General features: G+C 59.8%; 18 protein-coding genes, 1 tRNA gene and 1 pseudogene. 14 read left to right on the forward strand and 6 right to left on the reverse strand.

The annotated features are described in order from the left end of the window. Both pgaC and pgaD read left to right on the forward strand, forming a co-directional pair. A complete protein-coding gene (gene pgaC / locus KGB14_RS10605) occupies positions 1 to 1,359 on the forward strand; it encodes a poly-beta-1,6-N-acetyl-D-glucosamine synthase (RefSeq protein WP_223486349.1) in 1,359 nt (452 codons plus the stop codon). After that, positions 1,356 to 1,883: a poly-beta-1,6-N-acetyl-D-glucosamine biosynthesis protein PgaD gene (gene pgaD, locus KGB14_RS10610; RefSeq protein WP_223486351.1), complete on the forward strand. Its 528-nt coding sequence runs from the start codon at positions 1,356 to 1,358 to the stop codon at positions 1,881 to 1,883. The genes pgaC and pgaD overlap by 4 nt, the downstream gene beginning before the upstream one ends. Before the next feature lie 207 nt (positions 1,884 to 2,090). On the opposite strand, the gene KGB14_RS10615 is transcribed toward pgaD, so the two are convergent. After that, positions 2,091 to 3,620, reverse strand: a complete 1,530-nt coding sequence (locus tag KGB14_RS10615; RefSeq protein WP_223486352.1) for an apoptosis inducing factor family protein — start codon at positions 3,618 to 3,620, stop codon at positions 2,091 to 2,093. A gap of 140 nt (positions 3,621 to 3,760) precedes the next feature. Here KGB14_RS10615 and KGB14_RS10620 point away from each other — a divergent pair, with 140 nt between their 5' ends. The 3 genes and pseudogenes from KGB14_RS10620 to KGB14_RS10630 all read left to right on the forward strand — a co-directional run. After that, positions 3,761 to 4,351 (forward strand): YbhB/YbcL family Raf kinase inhibitor-like protein, encoded by a 591-nt coding sequence (locus KGB14_RS10620; RefSeq protein ID WP_223486354.1) that lies wholly within the window; start codon positions 3,761 to 3,763, stop codon positions 4,349 to 4,351. Positions 4,352 to 4,498: 147 nt separating this feature from the next. Continuing rightward, positions 4,499 to 4,768 (forward strand): hypothetical protein, encoded by a 270-nt coding sequence (locus KGB14_RS10625; protein ID WP_223486482.1) that lies wholly within the window; start codon positions 4,499 to 4,501, stop codon positions 4,766 to 4,768. Positions 4,769 to 5,025: 257 nt separating this feature from the next. Then, positions 5,026 to 5,145 (forward strand): annotated as a pseudogene (locus KGB14_RS10630) (IS5/IS1182 family transposase); the annotation flags it as partial. A 15-nt stretch (positions 5,146 to 5,160) separates the two neighbouring features. On the opposite strand, the gene KGB14_RS10635 reads toward KGB14_RS10630, so the two are convergent. After that, positions 5,161 to 5,778 carry a nitroreductase family protein gene (locus KGB14_RS10635; RefSeq protein WP_223486356.1) on the reverse strand — a complete coding sequence of 206 codons (618 nt, stop codon included), beginning with the start codon at positions 5,776 to 5,778 and terminating at the stop codon, positions 5,161 to 5,163. Further along, positions 5,775 to 6,710 (reverse strand): EamA family transporter, encoded by a 936-nt coding sequence (locus KGB14_RS10640; protein WP_223486358.1) that lies wholly within the window; start codon positions 6,708 to 6,710, stop codon positions 5,775 to 5,777. The genes KGB14_RS10635 and KGB14_RS10640 overlap by 4 nt, the downstream gene beginning before the upstream one ends. Positions 6,711 to 6,790: 80 nt before the next feature. Between KGB14_RS10640 and KGB14_RS10645 the strand changes: the two genes are divergently transcribed. Together KGB14_RS10645 and KGB14_RS10650 are read left to right on the forward strand one after the other, a co-directional pair. Further along, positions 6,791 to 7,303 (forward strand): MarR family winged helix-turn-helix transcriptional regulator, encoded by a 513-nt coding sequence (locus tag KGB14_RS10645; protein ID WP_223486360.1) that lies wholly within the window; start codon positions 6,791 to 6,793, stop codon positions 7,301 to 7,303. A 222-nt stretch (positions 7,304 to 7,525) separates the two neighbouring features. Then, entirely contained in the window at positions 7,526 to 7,747 is a 222-nt protein-coding gene (locus tag KGB14_RS10650) for a hypothetical protein (protein ID WP_223486362.1), read from the forward strand. 79 nt (positions 7,748 to 7,826) lie between these two features. Here the strand turns inward: KGB14_RS10650 and KGB14_RS10655 are convergent. Then, positions 7,827 to 7,903 (reverse strand) — tRNA-Arg (locus tag KGB14_RS10655). A gap of 349 nt (positions 7,904 to 8,252) precedes the next feature. On the opposite strand from KGB14_RS10655, the gene gabD reads away from it, so the two are divergent. From gabD to KGB14_RS10670, 3 genes are all read left to right on the forward strand, one after another. Next, entirely contained in the window at positions 8,253 to 9,695 is a 1,443-nt protein-coding gene (gabD, locus tag KGB14_RS10660; protein ID WP_223486364.1) for an NADP-dependent succinate-semialdehyde dehydrogenase, read from the forward strand. Between the two features lie 193 nt (positions 9,696 to 9,888). Further along, complete coding sequence (gene gabT, locus KGB14_RS10665) at positions 9,889 to 11,166, forward strand: 4-aminobutyrate--2-oxoglutarate transaminase (RefSeq protein ID WP_223486366.1); 1,278 nt, start codon at positions 9,889 to 9,891, stop codon at positions 11,164 to 11,166. A 135-nt stretch (positions 11,167 to 11,301) separates the two neighbouring features. Beyond that, complete coding sequence (locus KGB14_RS10670; protein WP_223486368.1) at positions 11,302 to 12,516, forward strand: response regulator; 1,215 nt, start codon at positions 11,302 to 11,304, stop codon at positions 12,514 to 12,516. A gap of 135 nt (positions 12,517 to 12,651) precedes the next feature. Here KGB14_RS10670 and KGB14_RS10675 read toward each other — a convergent pair whose 3' ends face one another. Further along, on the reverse strand, positions 12,652 to 13,641 hold the full coding sequence (locus tag KGB14_RS10675; RefSeq protein ID WP_223486369.1) for a GGDEF domain-containing protein: 990 nt from the start codon (positions 13,639 to 13,641) through the stop codon (positions 12,652 to 12,654). Positions 13,642 to 13,926: 285 nt separating this feature from the next. After that, positions 13,927 to 15,111, reverse strand: a complete 1,185-nt coding sequence (gene desA, locus KGB14_RS10680; protein WP_223486370.1) for a delta-9 fatty acid desaturase DesA — start codon at positions 15,109 to 15,111, stop codon at positions 13,927 to 13,929. Between the two features lie 147 nt (positions 15,112 to 15,258). Between desA and dibA the strand changes: the two genes are divergently transcribed. The 4 genes from dibA to cysT all read left to right on the forward strand — a co-directional run bounded on the left by dibA (position 15,259) and on the right by cysT (position 19,858). Next, the gene (gene dibA / locus KGB14_RS10685) at positions 15,259 to 17,178 is read left to right on the forward strand and encodes a phosphodiesterase DibA (RefSeq protein WP_223486371.1); all 1,920 of its coding nucleotides are present in this window, start codon (positions 15,259 to 15,261) and stop codon (positions 17,176 to 17,178) included. 280 nt (positions 17,179 to 17,458) lie between these two features. Further along, the gene (gene oscA / locus KGB14_RS10690; RefSeq protein ID WP_052962923.1) at positions 17,459 to 17,641 is read left to right on the forward strand and encodes a sulfur starvation response protein OscA; all 183 of its coding nucleotides are present in this window, start codon (positions 17,459 to 17,461) and stop codon (positions 17,639 to 17,641) included. Positions 17,642 to 17,787: 146 nt separating this feature from the next. Further along, entirely contained in the window at positions 17,788 to 18,801 is a 1,014-nt protein-coding gene (locus KGB14_RS10695; RefSeq protein ID WP_223486372.1) for a sulfate ABC transporter substrate-binding protein, read from the forward strand. A gap of 238 nt (positions 18,802 to 19,039) precedes the next feature. Beyond that, the gene (gene cysT / locus KGB14_RS10700; protein WP_033058556.1) at positions 19,040 to 19,858 is read left to right on the forward strand and encodes a sulfate ABC transporter permease subunit CysT; all 819 of its coding nucleotides are present in this window, start codon (positions 19,040 to 19,042) and stop codon (positions 19,856 to 19,858) included. Position 19,859: the final 1 nt, after the last annotated feature.

Genomic DNA, 19,859 nt, shown 5'->3' on the forward strand with positions numbered 1-19,859 from the left:
ATGCTGGACAGACTTTTGGCCCTGCTGGTTCTGGCGATCGTCCTTGGGGTTCCCCTCGGGCTGATCTTTTTGCTCACCGGGCAATTCCTGATGGACTTCGTGTTCTTCTATCCGTTGTTCATGTCAGGACTGTGGATTGCCGGCGGCCTGTATTTCTGGCTGCACTGGGAGCGGCACTGGCCGTGGAAGGACGACACCTTGCCGCCGCCGCTGGCCGGCGAGCCGCTGATCTCGATCCTGATCCCTTGCTACAACGAAGGCGACAACGCGGCCGATACCATCCACGCGGCGCTGGCCCAGCATTACCCGAACATCGAAGTCATCGCGATCAACGACGGCTCCAAGGACAACACCGCCGCGGTGCTCGACGCACTGGCGGCGCAAGACCCGCGTCTGCGGGTGCTGCACCTGGCGGAAAACCAGGGCAAGGCTGTGGCCCTGCGCATGGGCGCCATCGCGGCGCGTAGCGAGTATCTGGTGTGCATCGACGGTGACGCGCTGCTGGCGCCGAACACGGCGGCGTATCTGGTGGCGCCGATGCTCGACAATGCGCGACTGGGCGCGGTGACCGGTAACCCGCGAATCCGCACCCGTTCGACTCTGATCGGCCGCGTGCAGGTCGGTGAGTTCTCGTCGATCATCGGCCTGATCAAGCGCACCCAACGGGTATTCGGGCGGATCTTTACCGTTTCCGGAGTGATCGTCGCGTTCCGTCGCACAGCGCTGAACAGGGTCGGCTACTGGAGCCCGGACATGATCACCGAAGACATCGACATCAGTTGGAAGCTGCAACTGGATCACTGGAGCATTTTCTACGAGCCCCGCGCGTTGTGCTGGATTCTGATGCCGGAAACCCTCGGCGGCCTGTGGAAGCAACGTCTGCGCTGGGCCCAGGGCGGTGCGGAGGTGCTGTTCAAGAACATCCGTGGTATCTGGCAATACCGCCATCGTTACCTCTGGCCGCTGCTGTTCGAATACTGCCTGTCCACCGGTTGGGCCTTCACGTTCCTGCTGTCGGTGATCTTCTGGGGCGTTGGCAAATTCGTCGACATGCCGCCAGCCATTGCTGTTGATCACCTCATGCCACCGGCGTTTACCGGGCTGTTGCTGGCGGTGGTCTGCCTGATGCAATTCGCGGTCAGCATCATGATCGACCGCCGTTACGAAAAGGGACTCGGGAGGACCATGTTCTGGGTGGTCTGGTATCCGCTGGTGTTCTGGTTCGTCAGCCTGCTCACCACCCTGGTCAGCTTCCCTAAAGTGCTGTTCGGCCAACATCAGAAGCGCGCGCGCTGGGTCAGTCCGGACCGGGGCATCAAGCCGCTGAATGATGATGAAGAGGAGGAGGTCATCAAATGAAAATCATCAGAACCCGGCAGCGGCCCTTTCTGGTCGTGATCGATGTTTTCTTCACTGTGCTCGCCTGGGTCGGGCTGCTGTATTTGCTGGCGCAGGGTTTGTGGCCGTTGTTCGATACCCATGACGGCCCACGCATCAATACGTCATTTTTCGACGCCCTCGGCACGTTGCAGATTTACCTGTGGGTGGCGTTGTTGAACGCGGTGATCCTGATCACGTGGGCGCGTTATCAACAGCGCAAGAGCAAGAGTTTCGCACAGCGCCGTTTGCCGGCGCCGGTGGTGGATGATCAGGGGCTCAGCAAAAGCTTCAAGCTGAGCGGCGACCGGCTGGCGAAACTGCGCACGCCGGGCTCGATGACCATTCATAACGATCAGGATGGCGATGTCAGTCATGTCGTTACGCACTTCACTCCGGTCGACCCGGCCCAACTGCCGCCGCCTCTGGCACCGCTGGAGCATCCGCTGGTGATCCGCCTGCCGGCCGAAGATGACGACAACCGAGAGCCGCTGAGCCACGTCTGAGACTGCTGCGTTCCTGTTGTTTCATCCGTTCGGTGGGCATTGCATTACCCGCTCTTTGTCCGTTCGGCGAACACCGTATGGCCTGCTCTTCGTAGGAGCTGCCGCAGGCTGCGATCTTTTGATTTTCAGCGGTTTTGAAAATGCCCAAGATCAAAAGATCGCAGCCTGCGGCAGCTCCTACGGGGAATGCGGGGCATTGGAGATCGGTCAGCCCACATCCCGAATCAGGCGCCATGCCTCGTCCACCGACAGCGGTTGTTTCATCCGTTCGGCGAGCATTGCCATCGCCCGTTCCTGATCGCAGGCAACGGCCGCCGCGACCACACCGTTTTTGCCGAACAGGCCGATAAACGGTGGATGATTGGGGTCGCCCTTGAACTCGACCTCGTCCCAGGCCTCAGCGTGTCCGAGGTAGTCATAGTTTTTGCCGAAGTGCCAGGTCCAGAAATACGGTACATCGAGGTAGTGCTCGTCGCCGCCGAGCATATTGGTCGCCGCAATTCGCGCCTGCTGCTGGGCCAGGCGCCAGTGTTCGATCCGTTGGGGCTGGCCGTTGAGCGGGAAGGTCGCGATGTCGCCGACGGCCCAGAGCCCGTCGGTTACGCACATTCCGCCGTCGACCTTCAGCGACTGATCTTTTTCCTTTGGCAAATCGGCAAACGGGGCCGTTGCCGGGGTGACGCCAATGCCGACCAACACCAGATCCGCCGCAAAGCGCTGACCATTATCCAGCAGCACCGCTTCTACCTTGCCTGCGCCTTCGATCTGCGCGGCCTCGCCATCGGTGTGAAACCGCACACCGTTGGCCTCGTGCCGGGCACGAATCGCCTTGCCGACGGCATCACCGAATTGCGCTTCGAAAGGGATGGCATGGTGGGCCAGGACGGTGACCTCCAGGCCGTACTGACGCAGGGATGAAGCGGACTCCAGGGCAATGAAACTGTCGCCGATGATCACTGCGCGTTGACCGGGTTTCGACGCTGAAAGAATCTGCTGCGCCTGCGCTTTCGAACGCAATACAAAGACCTGCGGCAGGTCAGCGCCGGGCAGCGACAGACGCTTGGGTGTGCCGCCCGTGGCGATCACTGCACCGTCATAGCTCAGCGATTGACCATCAGCCAGGCGCACGGTCCGGTTCGATGCATCCAGGCTCGTCACTTCGCCGTTTATTCGTTCAATGCGTTGTTCACGATAAAAACTTTCATCACGCAGCGGTGGGACTTCGTCCAGCGGCATCTCCCCGGCAATCACGAATTTGCTCAATACCGTACGGTCGTAACCGGACTCGGCTTCACGATCGATCAGCAGCACCCGGCCGCCGAAGCCTTTCTCCCGCAGCGCCGCAGCGCAGGCGGTACCTGCGGCGCCGGCACCGATGATCACAAAGGTTCGCTTATCGTCCGCCGGTGGCGTGCTGGCGGTGGGCATCGGCTGGTTGTCGACCCAGACCTCATCGTCGCGAATTTCAAGGGGATAGCGTCGCAGGCTGTCCAGGGACGGCGGCTCGCACAACGCGCCGTCTTCGAGTCGATACGCTGCCTTGTGCCACGGGCAGATCAGCCGTCCGTGACACAACGCCCCTTTGGCCAGCGGTGCCCCGGCGTGAGGACATCTGCCCTGATAGGCGCGCAATTGATCGCCGACCCGCAGCAAGACGATTTTTGTGCCTTCGATCCGAACTTCAAGGCCACGGTCTTGGGGCACATCGGCAAAACGGGCGACGCGATGCAGTGCCATGATCGATCTCCAGGCAAGTGTTTCACTTAGGAGTTTGGCGCTTATTCCGAGGTTCAGCCAATTCCTGCTGCCACCGCACGAACGGTCCGGCTATAGTTTGCGAGCCGACGACGGCCCCACCCCGCACAAGGTGCTCCGGTATGACCCGATTGACCTCATTGAACCCTTGGCTGGCGGCCGTTGCAGTCGCCTTTTGCGTGCAGTTTCCGGCACAGGCCCAGGCACAGGCCCAAACCCAAGCCCAAGCCCAGGAACATTTCACCCTCAACATTCCCGGTGTTTCGGACAATCGTCTGTTCACGTCCATCGCGGCCAGCGATGCCGCCGGTTGCGGCGGCAAAAACCAGTCCCCGGCCCTGAGCTGGAACGCCGGCCCTCCCGGCACCCTCAGCTACGCCATCGTCATGTACGACCCGGATGGCCAGAAAGGCCTGGGCGTCGATCACTGGATTCACTACGGCATCAAAGCCGCGACGCGTCAGATCCCGGCCGGTGTCGGCGCCAAATCCGCCTTCGAAGGCGTAGGCGGCACTAACGTCAAAGGCACCACCACCTACATTGGCCCTTGCCCGCCCATCGGTGACAGCCCCCATCACTACATCATCCAGATCTACGCCCTGGACCTGGCGCCCGATGCCTTGCCTGCCGGCCTGACCCGCGCGCAGCTGATGGAACAGATCAAAGGCCATGTGCTGAAAAACAGCAGCGTGGTGCGGCGTTATCACCGCTGAAGATTTTTTCTGGTGCTTTAACCCGAACCTGCCGGGCTGTCCGTCTCAGAGGATGAATGAGTCAAATTCCTCCTGAGGTCAGCCCCCATGTCCCTCTGCAGGCCCGACTCAAGACAGAAGAAATGAGGTGAATGGCCGTTGGCAAATTTGGCATCGACACCCGAAAGCGCGCACTATCGGCCTATAGCCGATGCGTTGGAGGATGCCGTGGCCCAAAAAATCGACCGCATCGCCCAAATGCTCAACTGCCCGGTGAAGGGGGAGGAATTGCGGCGAGCAGTGACTGAGAGTCGTAAGGAGTTTCTGCTGGCGAAGCAGGCAGAAGAAGCGCTTGAAGAAGACGTTCTTGATGATGAGCTGATCGAGGACGAAGAAGACGATGATGAGTACGACGAGTTTGATTGGACTACCGAATGAAAAAACCGCTTCGGCGGTTTTTTTGTACTCACAAAAAAGCCCCAGACCCTAAGATCTGAGGCGTTTCTACATAGGGCGCACCAGGCAGGATTCGAACCCACGACCCCTGCCTTCAGGAGTCCTGAAAGTCGACGTTTAGAATCAATACGTTAGCGCGGACCAGCTGTGAGGGAAATAGGGGACAGACCACGTTTTCTAAAGCAGAGATTCAACGTCGAGATCGCTGTGTCAATAACAACGGTGAAGCACCGCAGGGGGTGGTGAAGCGCTCCTTTGCTTGGCTGGAGAAGTGCAGGCGATTGTGGAAAAACTGCGAGCGTAGACTCAACACCAGTTTGCAGTTCATCCATTTGGCCTTTCTCGTTCTACTGCTCAAGATCGCAAACAGGCTCTTAGGCGAATGCCAGCACCTCATGCAAAGGCCGACGCACTTTTTGCGGCCAGTTGCCGGCGGCCGGGTAGCCAGCGGTGACCAGCATGACCGGCAGTTCATTGGCCCCTAGGTCGAACTCTCGCGTCACGCCCTCGGCATCGAAGCCGCTCATGGCCCCGCTGGCCAGGCCCATGCCTTGAGCCGCCAACATCAGCGTCATGGCGGTGAGGGAGGCCGAACGCAGCGCCTCGTCGCGTTGCAGCTGCGGATTGCCCGCGTGGGATTCGCTGGCCATGGCCGCCCAGCCCTGGAGGGTGGCGGGCGGCAGAATGCCGGCGTCGACCGAGGGCTGCAGCATCTGCGGCAGCGTCTCGTGGGCCGCCAGGGTGCCACAGATGATAAAGGTCACGGGGGCGTCCAGCACTTGGCGCTGCTGGTAGGCCACGGCATGCAAGCGGGCCTTGGCTGCGTCCGAGCGCACCGCGACAAATTTCCAGTTCTGCAGGTTGTAGGCCGAGGGCGCGCGGGTGGCCAGCTGCACCAACTCGCGGATGACCGACTCGGGCAGATCGCGACCGGCCTGATAACGGGTGGTGGAAACTCGCGACTCGATAAGGTCCTTGATGGCAGTGTTCATAGCATTCTCCGTTGCACAGGGTTTTCTAGAGTGGATAAATCAGTGGGCGTTTGGCTGGCCGGCGAGCCTGAGGTCGATGCCCATTGCACCACCAGGATGCTGCCCAGCACTGTGATCAGCCCCAGCAGCGCCAGGCCGGTGATGCTCTGTTCCAGCAGCGCCCAACCCAGTAGTACGGCCACCAGCGGGCTGAGCAAGCCCAGTGATGACACCGCCACCGGCGCCAACCGGGCAATCCCGCGAAACCACAGCACATAGGCCAGCAGCGCGCCGAACAGCGACAGGTAGGCGTAACCCAACCACTGGCTGAGGCTTAGGCTCGGCAGCGGTGGATCGACCAGCCAGGCCAGCGGCAGCAGCAACAGGCCGCCCACCAGCAGCTGCCAGCCGGTAAAGGCCAGCAGCGGTATCGCCAGCTGCCAGCGCCGTGTCAGGTAGGTGCCGACCGCCATGCAGGCGGTGCCGATAAAGGCCGCGGTTATGCCGATCGGGTCCCAAGAGGCGCCCGGCGCCAGCAGCAGCGCGGCCATCCCGACTATCCCCAGCACGCTGGCGCCGGCCGCCAGATAAGACGGGCATTGGCGGTCCAGTGTCCATACCAGGCCCATCACCAGCAGCGGTTGGATGGCCCCGACCACGGCAGCCAGGCCGCCGGGCAAGCGGTAGGCGGCGACAAACAGCAGGGCTTGGAAGAAGCCGATATTCAGCGCCGCCAGTATCATCAGGCGCAGCCATTCGGCGCGTTTGGGCAGATGCCGGCTGTACAGCACCAGCAACAGACCGGCCGGCAACGCGCGCAGCAAGGCGGCGGTAAAGGGGCGATTCACTGGCAAGAGTTCGGTGGTGACTATATAGGTCGAGCCCCAGATGGCCGGGGCCAGCGCCGTGCTTAGGATGTCCAGCCAGGAACTGCGGGTGCTTAACTTGTTCATGTATTTATCTCGCATTCAAGATAAAATGAAGGCTAATAGTATTTTATCTTTGATTCAAGATAAATCTTGAGGGGTAGAACATGACAACCGAACGACAGGCCGATGCGGTCGACATAATTCTTCGACAGTGGCGCCGCGAGCGTCCGGATCTGGACGTTAGCCCCATGGGCACCATTGGCCGGGTCAAGCGCTGCTCGGTGCTGCTGCAGCGTGAACTGGCTAAGCTCTTCAGCACTTTCGGCCTGAACGCCTGGGAGTTCGATGTGCTGGCCACCCTGCGTCGAGCCGGCGCGCCTCACTGCCTGGCGCCGACCGCGCTGTTCTCGTCCTTGATGATCACCTCCGGCACCATGACCCGGCAGATGCAGCAGCTGGAGGCCGCCGGCTGGGTCAGCCGCACGCCCAACCCCAGTGACGCGCGCAGCCTGCTAGTGCAATTGACCCCGGCCGGGCTGGCGCTGATCGACCGCGCGGTGACCGCCCATGTCGCCAACGAGGCGCGGATTCTGGCGCCTATAGCGGCGGCACAGCTGGCGCAGTTGGATGAGCGGCTATCGGAACTGTTGGCGGTCTTGGAACCGGCGGCCGAGTGATTTCTAAAAACCTGTTTATGACCTGCTGCGCGTCGGCGATACCGTGTTAAAAACAGCCTTAGAATGCTCATTTACAGCCCGTAAAATGCGCTTCTTCGGCTGCTTTTGCCTTGTCTCCTCTAGCTCGCGAGATCAGATTCTTAGCGCGGTGACGCGGCCGACGGCATGTGGTCGGCTGGTAGAAATAGGGACAGAAATAGGGGACAGACCACAATTATTTTTATGGGTAAAAACGTGGGCTGTCCCCTGTTTTCTCTGTTTTCTCCAAATGCTCAATTGCCGGTGAAGGGGGAGGAATTGCGGCGAGCAGTGACTGAGAGTCGTAAGGAGTTTCTTCTGGCGAAGCAGGCAGAAGAAGCGCTTGAGGAAGACGTTCTTGATGATGAAGTGTTTGAGGACGAAGAGGATGATGATTACGACGAGTTTGACTGGACGACAGAATGAAAAAACCGCTTTGGCGGTTTTTTTGTATCCACAAAAAAGCCCCAGACCCAACGGCCTGAGGCTTTCTCGTTTCTACATATGGTGCACCAGGCGGGATTCGAACCCACGACCCCTGCCTTCGGAGGGCAGTACTCTATCCAGCTGAGCTACTGGTGCGATGCGGGCGCCATGATACTCATATGCGTTGCGGGCGTCCATGCTGCTGAATCGTCTGCGTTTTTCAAAAGCGTAACCTGCGTTTGCTACGCTGATCAGAAAAAATAGGCTAATGCGCCGTTTTCGTTCTTTTTTTCGAACAGCCTATTGTCCTTTACCCCCTTTGATCCTAGGATTCGTTTGAGATTTCAAACGCTCTTGTCTGGGTGCTGAACCGCACGAGTTCGTTCCGTGCGCTATTTATGTGCTTCAGCCCGGTGAATGATTTCCCTGACGGCAGCCTATAAGGCGCCTTTCTACAATCATAATTCGCTCCGCGCGTGCCGCGGTGCTGTTAAGGAAAGCCGACATGCAGCTTAAAGACACCCAGTTGTTCCGCCAGCAAGCCTTTATCGATGGCGCTTGGGTCGATGCGGACAACGGTCAGACGATCAAGGTCAATAACCCGGCCACGGGCGAAATTCTGGGCACTGTGCCGAAAATGGGCGCTGCCGAAACCCGCCGTGCGATCGAAGCCGCTAATAAAGCGCTGCCGGCCTGGCGTGCACTGACCGCCAAGGATCGTGCGAACAAGCTGCGTCGCTGGTTCGAGCTGATCATCGAGAACCAGGACGACCTGGCTCGCCTGATGACTCTGGAGCAGGGCAAGCCATTGGCTGAAGCCAAGGGCGAGATCGTTTACGCCGCTTCCTTTATCGAGTGGTTCGCCGAAGAAGCCAAGCGCGTTTACGGTGACGTGATTCCGGGCCACCAGCCAGACAAGCGCCTGATCGTGATCAAGCAGCCTATCGGCGTGACCGCAGCGATCACCCCGTGGAACTTCCCGGCCGCGATGATCACCCGTAAAGCCGGCCCGGCCCTGGCCGCTGGTTGCACCATGGTGCTCAAGCCTGCTTCGCAGACTCCGTTCTCGGCTTTCGCCCTGGCTGAACTGGCCCAGCGTGCCGGTATTCCGAACGGTGTGTTCAGTGTTGTGTCCGGCAGCGCCGGGGACATCGGCAGCGAGCTGACCAGCAACCCGATCGTGCGCAAACTGTCCTTCACCGGCTCGACTGAAATCGGTCGTCAGCTGATGGCCGAATGCGCCAAGGACATCAAGAAAGTCTCGCTGGAACTGGGCGGCAACGCGCCGTTCATCGTGTTCGACGACGCGGACCTGGATAAGGCCGTCGAAGGCGCGATCATTTCCAAGTACCGCAACAACGGCCAGACCTGCGTCTGTGCCAACCGCCTGTACATTCAGGATTCGGTCTACGACGCGTTCGCCGAGAAACTGAAAGTGGCCGTGGCCAAGCTCAAGATCGGTAACGGTCTGGAAGACGGCACCACTACTGGCCCGCTGATCGACGAAAAAGCCGTGGCCAAGGTTCAAGAGCACATTGCTGACGCCGTGAGCAAAGGCGCAACCGTGCTGTCCGGTGGCAAGGTGATGGAAGGTAACTTCTTCGAGCCGACCATCCTGACCAACGTGCCGAATAACGCTGCCGTGGCCAAGGAAGAAACCTTCGGCCCATTGGCGCCGCTGTTCCGCTTCAAAGATGAAGCCGATGTGATCGCGATGTCCAACGACACCGAGTTCGGTCTGGCCTCGTACTTCTATGCTCGCGATCTGGGCCGTGTGTTCCGTGTGGCTGAAGCCCTGGAATACGGCATGGTTGGCGTCAACACCGGGTTGATCTCCAATGAAGTCGCGCCGTTCGGCGGCATCAAGGCATCGGGCCTGGGCCGTGAAGGCTCCAAGTACGGCATCGAGGATTACCTGGAAATCAAATACCTCTGTCTGGGTATCTAAGCTCGGAAAACATAAGCAGGCATTGCTTCAAGCGTAAAGGGCACGAGAGCGCTGTCCCTTTGCGCCGCTTCAAACGGAATTTTCTCTGTGGCCGGGAAAGCTGTGGCAGTCGATCATCGCATGCTGCCGTAGTTGCCTCCCCGCCGCATTTTCCTTGAACCACGCCGCCCGATGAGCGGTGAATGAGGACACCATGAGCAAGACTAACGCATCCCTGATGAAACGCCGCGAAGCCGCTGTACCGCGCGGTGTTGGCCAGATTCACCCGATCTTCGCCGACCACGCGAAGAACGCCACCGTGACCGACGTTGAAGGTCGCGAGTTCATCGACTTCGCCGGTGGTATCGCCGTGCTGAACACCGGTCACCTGCACCCGAAAGTCATCGCGGCCGTGACTGCGCAGCTGAACAAACTGACCCACACCTGCTTCCAGGTCCTGGCCTACGAGCCGTACGTGGAACTGTGCGAAAAAATCAACGCCAAGGTGCCAGGTGATTTCGCCAAGAAAACCCTGCTGGTGACCACGGGTTCCGAAGCCGTGGAAAACGCCGTGAAAATCGCCCGCGCCGCCACTGGCCGTGCCGGCGTGATCGCGTTCACCGGCGCTTACCACGGTCGCACCATGATGACCCTGGGCCTGACCGGTAAAGTCGTGCCTTACTCGGCCGGCATGGGCCTGATGCCAGGTGGCATCTTCCGCGCGCTGTACCCGAACGAGTTGCACGGTGTGAGCATCGACGATTCGATCGCCAGCATCGAGCGCATTTTCAAGAACGACGCCGAGCCGCGCGACATCGCCGCCATCATCATCGAGCCGGTTCAGGGCGAAGGTGGTTTCTACGTCGCGCCTAAAGAGTTCATGAAGCGTCTGCGCGCCCTGTGCGACCAGCACGGCATTCTGTTGATCGCGGACGAAGTGCAGACTGGCGCTGGCCGTACCGGCACTTTCTTCGCGATGGAACAGATGGGCGTTGCCGCCGACCTGACCACCTTCGCCAAATCCATCGCTGGCGGCTTCCCGCTGGCCGGTGTGTGCGGCAAGGCCGAATACATGGACGCCATCGCTCCGGGCGGCCTGGGCGGCACCTACGCGGGTAGCCCGATTGCGTGCGCCGCGGCCTTGGCCGTGATGGAAGTGTTCGAAGAAGAACACCTGCTGGATCGCTGCAAGGCAGTCGGCGAACGTCTGGTGACTGGCCTGAAAGCCATCCAGGCCAAGTACCCGGTCATCGGCGAAGTGCGTGCCCTGGGCGCGATGATCGCGGTGGAACTGTTCGTCGACGGCGACAGCCACAAGCCGAACGCTGCTGCCGTGGCATCGGTTGTGGCCAAGGCGCGCGACAAGGGCCTGATCCTGCTGTCGTGCGGCACCTATGGCAACGTTCTGCGTGTGCTGGTACCGCTGACCGCGCCGGACGAGCAACTGGATAAAGGCCTGGCGATCATGGAAGAGTGCTTCGCCGAGCTCTGATCGATTTGTGATCTGATCGACAAAAAACCCGCTTCGGCGGGTTTTTTTATACCGCTTGAAAACATCAGAGGGCAATTGAGTTGTATCGAATGGCCAGCATTGACTAAGGTGCAAGCATTGCCGTTGGAGTGTGCGATGACTGCTGTGGTGTTACCCGCTGTACCGCGTGTGCTGATTGCCGAGGCCGACCCTTGGTCCCGCGACCTGCTCAAGCACGTGTTGTTGAATGTGCGCTGCGACGCACGGCTGGACCTGTGTGCCGATGGCCAGGAAGCATTGCAGCTGTTGGCGGAAAATCCTTACGATCTGGTGATCGTCGACTGGGAGTTGCCTGGCGTCGATGGCCTGAACGTCTTGCGCAGTGTTCGTCAGCGCAAACGTAACCCACCGCTGCCGTTCATTCTGATGAGTAGCCGCAACGACAGCGCCAGCGTGCGCGAAGCCTTGCCCTTGGCGCCGACGGCGTACCTGACCAAACCCTTGAACATGGAAAGCCTGACCCAGCGCCTGCAGGATTTACTGCTGAACGCCGGTGAAGAGGTGTCCTGTGAGGCGCCGTCACTGGTGCCGGGCATGACCTTGTCGGTGTACCTGGAGCGGCGGCGCGAACTGGCGGACGGTGCGCCGCTGATGACCGACGTGCAGGTGGCGATCAAACGTAGCCTCAATCCCGATGGCCTCGATCTGACGCTGCTGGAAGACGAGATCCGCACCGACCCGCAAATCACCGCCGTCCTGATCGCCGCCGCCAATAGCGCGGCCCAGCATCATGGCGTCGCTGTGCAAACCCTGGCCCAGGCGCTGCATCGCTTGGGCACCGGGCAAAGCATGAACCTGATTCTGGGCCTTGCCCTCAAGCGCAGTGCCCGGCTCAGCGATCCACAGCTGGCGGACTATGCCGAGCGTTATTGGGAGTTGTCGCTGCACACCGCCGAATACGCCCGGACGCTGGCGCGTTTGCTGGATCTGGATCAGGCGCGTTGTTATTGCGCGGGCATGCTGCATTGCCTCGGCGACCTGGCCTTGCTGCGCTGTTTGCAGGAATGGAAGCAGGCCGGCGGTGAGCTGGATGAATGGGAGGAAGTCGGCGATGCCCTGGCCGAATTCGGCGCGGCCTACGGTTCGGCGCTACGGACTCGCTGGCGTCTGCCGCTGGAGCTGCGAGAGCTGATTGCGGCCGTCTACCAGCTCGGTGGCGGGGTTTATTCCCGTGAGGCGCTGGTGATGAACATGGCCGCACAACTGGCGCGCCTGACCGAGCATGAGGGGATCGAAGCGTTGTCCAAAAGCCGCACGGCGCGGTTACTCAAGATCGGGTTGCCGGAGTTGATGCGTTTGCGCAAGAAGTGAATCTGACACCAAACCCTGTGGGAGCGAGCCTGCTCGCGATAGCGGATGATCAGCCAACATCAATGTTGAATGTCAGAACCTCATCGCGAGCAGGCTCGCTCCCACATTGGTTTAGTGTTGAGCCGGAATTTGGGCTCAGCCAGAGATAATCCGGTTCTTGCCCTGGCGCTTGGCCTGGTACATCGCCGCATCGGCGCGGGCGAACAGACTGTCGAGGCTTTCATCCGCGGGAGTGAGGCTGCTCAGGCCCTGGCTGACGGTGATGCCGAACGTCTGGCCGTCATGGCTGAAGCTCAACCGCTGAATTTCCCGTTGGAGGCGCTCGGCCACCTGCATGGCCATGTCTGGTGCACAACCGGGGAACACGGCGGCGAATTCCTCACCGCCAATCCGTCCAAACAGATCACCTCGCCGCAGGGCCGCGCGCCCGCTCTCGGCGATACGTTGCAGCACCTTATCGCCTTCCTGATGACCGTAGGTGTCGTTGACCACTTTGAAGTCATCGATGTCCAGCAGAAGGAACGCCATCGGCGCGCCCTGCAACCGCGCCTCCTCGAATTCGCGGTGGGCGCATTCGAAGAAGTGTCGGCGGTTGCTGCTTTGGGTCAACACGTCTGTACTGGCCAGACGTTGCAGCTCGGCTTCCATCTGCTTCTTTTCGGTGATGTCTTCGGCAATGCCGACGATGATCACCGGTTGGCCCGGTTCGGCCTGACGGTTGATGAAACACTTGTCGCTGAGCCAGCGCACCTGGCCGTCGGCGGCGATGATGCGGTATTCGCGATCTTCAACGGCACCTTTGACCAGCACTTGCGCCAGGCTGCGCTCGGCATAGTCCAGATCCTCGGGATAGACGCTGTCGCGCCAGTGGTTGTAGTCGGACAGCAACAGGCCGGCGGGGCGGCCGAAAATCCGGTCATAGGCCGGGCTGACGTAGAGCACCTGACGGGTTTCCCAGTTGAATGCCCAAAGCACGGCGTTGACGCTGACCAGCAGCGAACTGAACAGCTGTTCGCGTTCGCTCAGGCGCGCCACTTCGCCCTGGGCATGCATCAGCGCCATCAGGGTCTGCGCGGCCTCGGGCCACTGTGGAAGGGATGTGTCTTGTAGGTTTTTATTGACCATCGGCACAAATCTCAAAGGGCGTGCCGCTATTTCGACAGCGGCCAGAGCAAAGCCCGCCTGAATGGCGAAGTGTCTTTGAGATAGGGGATTTGGAGCGAAGTTCCCGCTTTTTGTGGTGAGGGGGGCAAGGGGCCGCTGGGCGGTACTGGCGACGTGTTTTTTTTCGTTAAAACGCGTCGTCAGGTTTTACGTCTGCTGCGCAGCCCAGCGGGAGCAAGCTCCCTCGCCACAGGCAGGCTCTTACCACGGGCAAGCCCCTCAGAAGGGCAAGCCGTCACCAGAGGATCAGGCGTTGGCAGGGCGCAGGGAATAGGTTTTCAACTGGTCGGCGAAATCACGCAGGGATTGAATCCCGCTGGCCTCGGCCTCGTGTACCCAGTCCTTGATGGCGGCCAGCATGTCGTGACCATTCGAGCTGGTCTTGACCCAGATCTGTTGCAAGGCCAGACGTTTCTCGTAAATTACCTTCAGCGCCTGGCTGTGCTCGAGCATGGTCTGGATGCGTACATGGTGCTTGTCGTCCAGCAGGCTGGTTTCCCGCGAGAGCAAACGCTTGGCCCGGTGGAACTGGTGACGGACCGAGTGATCGACCTTTTCCAGCTCTTGCTTGACCAGCGGCGCGATCACCAGCTTGCGGTACTGGGCCATGATCTGGAAGCGGTTGTTGAGGATCGCCATGGCGGTGTCCATGTCCAGGTTGCCTTTACCTTCGACACGGTGGGCGATCGGCGCAACCCGCTGGACCTTGGCCAGACGCAGGAAACTGAAGACCTGGATCCACGCCCAGCCGAGGTCGAATTCCCACTTCTTCACCGACAATTTGGCCGAGTTAGGGTAGGTGTGATGGTTGTTATGCAGTTCTTCGCCGCCGATCAGGATGCCCCAGGGCACCAGATTGGTCGCCGCATCGCGGCATTCGAAGTTGCGGTAGCCGATGGCATGGCCCAGGCCATTGACCACACCGGCGGCCCACACCGGAATCCACATCATCTGGATGGCCCAGATGGTGATGCCGATGGTGCCGAACAGCAACAGGTCGATGACGCCCATGATCGCCACGCCCAGCAGCGGGAAGCGGCTGTAGAGGTTGCGCTCGATCCAGTCTTCGGGGCAGTTCTTGCCGTAGATGCGCAGGGTCTCGGGGTTTTCCGCTTCGGCGCGGTACAACTCGGCACCTTTGCGCAAAACGGTGGACAACCCCTTGATGACCGGGCTGTGCGGGTCATCGACGGTTTCGCATTTGGCGTGATGCTTGCGGTGGATGGCCGTCCACTCGCGGGTGTTCTGCGCCGTGGTCAGCCACAGCCAGAAGCGGAAAAAGTGTTTCAGGCCGGCGTTGAGCTCAAGCGAGCGATGGGCTGAATAGCGATGCAGATAAACCGTGACGCCGACGATCGTCACGTGGGTCATCAGCAGGGTGACTGCCACCAGTGACCAGGGCGATAAGCCAAGAAAACCTTCGTACCACATAGCCTATAGGACCCTCGATAAAGAAAAAAACAGCCATCGCATTATCACTAAGCCCACAGATAAAACCAGTCGCCCTTTCAGATAAGAGTGGCTGGATGTTTCCTTAATCTATAATTCCAGCCTATTTGTAGGGACATGGACGCTCGAATGTCAGCCACATATCGCGATGCTTTGCGTGCAACGCTGCTCTACTTGGTGCTTTCCGTCGCCTGGCTCCAGTTCAGTGGTTATTTATTGAACAAGTTCTTCGATAATTTCGCCGACCTGCTGCGCTGGCAACTGATCAACGGTTATGCCTGGGTGGCCTTCAGCGCCGGGCTGATTTTCATGGCGCGGGCGCGATTGTTTCGCTGCCTGGGCATCGGCGCCAAATTGCGCGAGCGCACTGCAGACCGGGAGCGTCTGCGTCAGGCGGCAGCGGTGTTCGATTGCACCCGTGAAGGGGTATTGGTTACGAATAGAGAAGGGGTGATCGTCCATGTGAACCGGGCGTTCATGGACATCACCGGCTATCAGCGCGAGGAGGTATTGGGTCAGCGCCCGAACATGTTCAAGTCGGGCTATCACCCGGCGGGTTTCTACCAGGCGATGTTCACGACACTCGAAAGCCTCGGCGAGTGGAGCGGGGAAATCTGGAACCGTCGCAAAAGCGGCGAGATCTATCCGCAATGGCAGACGATCCGCCTCATTCACGACGATCAAGGGCTGCTCAGCCAGTACGTTGCGGTGTTTTCCGACATCAGCGCGATCAAGAACTCCGAGCATGAGCTGACGCACCTGGCCCATCACGATCCGCTGACCGATCTGCCCAATCGTTTGCTGCTTACCGACCGTGTCGGGCAGGCGGTGGCTTCGGCGCAGGTCCATAAGCGCGGTTGCGCGTTGTTGATGATCGATCTGGACCACTTCAAATTGATCAACGACAGCCTCGGCCACAGTGTCGGTGATCAATTGCTCAAGGCCGTGGCTGAGCGCCTGAGCGCGTTGTTCGGTCAAGGCATTACGCTGGCGCGGTTCAGCGGCGACGAGTTTGCGGTGCTGGCTGAAAATTGCCCGCAACCGGGACATGCCGCAGCGCTGGCTCAGCGGATTTCCGATGGCCTTAAAGAACCATTCCAGATCGACGGACATCCACTGTTTATCAACGCCAGCATTGGCATCAGCCTGTTCCCCAGCGATGCCTTGAGCGCCGAGCAACTGTTGCGCAACGCCGACTCCGCGCTGTTCAAGGCCAAGAGCGCGGGCCGCGACGGCTATGCCCTCTACACCGAAGAATTGACCGCGCATGCCCAGCAACGTGTCGAGATCGCGTTCCAATTACGCCAAGCGCTGGAACAGCAGGAGTTGCGGGTTTATTACCAGCCCGTGCATGACCTCAAAACCAGTCGCCTGATCGGCGTCGAGGCTCTGGTGCGCTGGGAGCATCCGCAGCGCGGGCTGGTGTCGCCCGCTGAATTCATCCCCATTGCCGAACGCACCGGGCTGATCGCCGAGATCGACGCCTGGGTCATGCGCCAGGCTTGTCAGCAGATGTGCCAGTGGCAAGCGGCGGGCGTGGAGTTGTCGTTTGTCGCGGTGAACGTTTCTTCTCGCCTGTTCGCCCGCCGCGAGTTGTTTCAGCAGGTGGCTCAGGTGCTGCACGAGACGGGGCTGGATCCGGCGTATCTGGAGCTGGAAGTCACCGAAAGCGCGGTGATGGAGGACCCGGAAGTGGCGCTGGAGCAGATGCATCGCTTGCGCGAGTTGGGCGTGCGGTTGGCCATTGATGACTTCGGCACAGGCTATTCGTCGTTGCTGCGGCTCAAGCGTTTGCCGGTGCAAAAGCTCAAGATCGATCAGGGATTTGTCGCAGGCTTGCCGGGTGATGAGGACGACGCGGCAATCGCGCGGGTAATCATTGCGCTGGCGCAAAGCATGGAAATGCAAGTGCACGCCGAGGGGATCGAACAGGTCGAGCAAGCGGCTTTCCTGCTCGAACACGACTGCGATCTGGGGCAGGGTTATTGGTTTGGAAGGCCAGTGCCGGCGATGGCATTGGATTGGGCTAGGGCCCCCGTTATTCGTTAAGCCCTAAAAGATCGCAGCCTTCGGCAGCTCCTACGGGGCTTGGGTGCGCCCGGAAATCCGATGTGTACGCTGTCCCCCGTAGGAGCTGCCGAAGGCTGCGATCTTTTGATCGTCTGGCCATTAATTCCCCGCAAACCCTTGCCCCATCAAATAATGCCTTTTGGTTATATAAAAATTCTTAAATAGTCTTTTTAAGAATATCTGCGCCTATCTACTATTGCTCCTGCGCCGTAAGCAGTGCCCGCCACTGCCAGGCATATCTCATTAAAGGAGCAACACCATGAGCGCATCCCTACGCAGTGTTGACGGGCAGGACGAAGCCACCATTTTGCGTGAGATCCAGAGCGCCTTGCGCGATCTGCGCTTTGGCGCAGTGGAAATCACCGTGCACAACGCCCAGGTGGTTCAGATCGAACGCAAAGAGAAATTCCGTTTGCAGAACCCGAATAACAAACCGAGCTGAAGCGAAAGATCACAAGGTCGCAGCCTTCGGCAGCTCCTGCGGGGGACCGATGCAGGGGGCCGGCTAAAGCTGCGATCTTTGAACAGGCAACCCGTTCCAGACCATAAGAAAAAGCCAACACACCAAGAACTCCGGGAGCTTTCACCATGTCGTCGATTCGCTATTTTGCCTTGGCCGCCCTGGCCAGTGCCTTTTTTGCTGGTTCTGCGGTTGCCAAGGATTACGAATTGCTCAACGTGTCGTACGACCCGACCCGTGAGCTGTACCAGGAGTACAACGCCGAGTTCATTAACTTCTGGAAAAAGGATCACGCCGGCGACAACGTGAAGATCCAGCAATCCCATGGCGGTTCGGGCAAGCAAGGCCGGGCGGTGATCGATGGTCTGCGGGCCGACGTGGTGACCCTGGCCCTGGCCGGGGACATCGACGAAATCGCCAAGCTCGGCAAGAGCCTGCCGGCTGACTGGCAGAAGCGTCTTCCAGAGGCGAGCACGCCTTACACCTCGACCATCGTGTTTCTGGTGCGCAAGGGCAACCCGAAAGGCATCAAGGACTGGGGCGACCTGACCAAAAACGGCATGGAAGTCATCACCCCGAACCCGAAAACCTCCGGCGGCGCACGCTGGAACTTCCTCGCGGCCTGGGCCTATGGCCTGAAAGCCAGCGGCGGTAACGAAGCCAAAGCCAAAGAGTACGTGCAGACCTTGTTCAAGCACGTGCCAGTGCTGGACACCGGCGCTCGCGGTTCGACCATCACCTTCGTCAACAACGGTCAGGGCGACGTGTTGCTGGCCTGGGAAAACGAAGCCTTCCTGGCGTTGAAAGAAGACGGTGGTGCCGACAAGTTCGACATCGTTGTGCCTTCGCTGTCGATCCTTGCCGAGCCACCGGTGGCCGTGGTCGACAAGAATGCCGAGAAAAAGGGCAACGCCGAGATTGCTGACGCGTATCTCAAGCACCTGTATAGCCCGGTCGGCCAGGAAATCGCGGCGAAAAACTTCTATCGTCCACGTGACAAGGACGTAGCCGCCAAATACGCCAGGCAGTTTCCGACACTGGAGCTGGTGACCATCGACAAGGACTTCGGCGGCTGGAAAACCGCGCAACCGAAATTCTTCAATGACGGTGGCGTGTTCGACCAGATTTATCAGGCGCAGTAGCCTGAAATGGAGCAGTCAATGGACCTGATTCCAGTCAGTTAAGGTGCTGAACCTGTGGGAGCGAGCCTGCTCGCGATGACGGCGGTACATTCAGCATAAATGTTGGCTGACCCGCCGCTATCGCGAGCAGGCTCGCTCCCACAGGGGCTGCAGTGTCCAAATCCTTAACTGGCTGGCATTGGCAAACAGGCCCCGATTTCACCGTCGGGGCTTAGCGCGTTCTCAACCAAGGACTTTTATGTCGCGTCGTATCTCCCCCGTCATACCCGGCTTCGGGCTGACGCTGGGCTACACCTTGGTGTACCTCAGCCTGATTGTGCTCATTCCACTGGCGGCGATGTTTGTGCATGCCGCTCAACTGACCTGGGATCAGTTCTGGGCAATTATCTCGGCGCCACGGGTGCTGGCGGCGTTGAAGCTGAGCTTCGGCACCGCGCTCTATGCCGCGATCATCAACGGCATCATCGGCACGCTGCTGGCCTGGGTGCTGGTGCGCTACACGTTCCCGGGGCGCAAAGTCATCGACGCGATGATCGACTTACCGTTCGCATTGCCCACCGCCGTGGCCGGCATCGCGCTGACCGCGCTGTACACCCCCACCGGTCTGGTGGGGCAGTTCGCTGCGGACCTGGGGTTCAAGATCGCGTATACCCCCCTCGGCATCACCCTTGCCCTCACTTTTGTGACGCTTCCATTCGTGGTACGTACCGTACAGCCAGTATTGGCCGATATCCCGCGTGAAGTGGAGGAGGCGGCGGCTTGTCTCGGGGCAAAACCGTTGCAGGTTTTTCGCCATATTCTGGTGCCGGCGCTGCTGCCCGCCTGGCTGACCGGTTTCGCTTTGGCCTTTGCCCGCGGGGTTGGCGAGTATGGTTCGGTGATTTTCATCGCCGGCAACATGCCGATGAAAACCGAGATTTTGCCGCTGCTGATCATGGTCAAGCTCGACCAGTACGATTACACCGGCGCCACCTCCATTGGTGTACTGATGCTGGTGGTTTCCTTTGTCCTGTTGCTGCTGATCAACTTGCTGCAGCGGCGCATCGAAACCCCATAAG

The sequence above is a fragment of the Pseudomonas sp. A-RE-19 genome (assembly GCF_019956555.1).
GTDB lineage: Bacteria > Pseudomonadota > Gammaproteobacteria > Pseudomonadales > Pseudomonadaceae > Aquipseudomonas.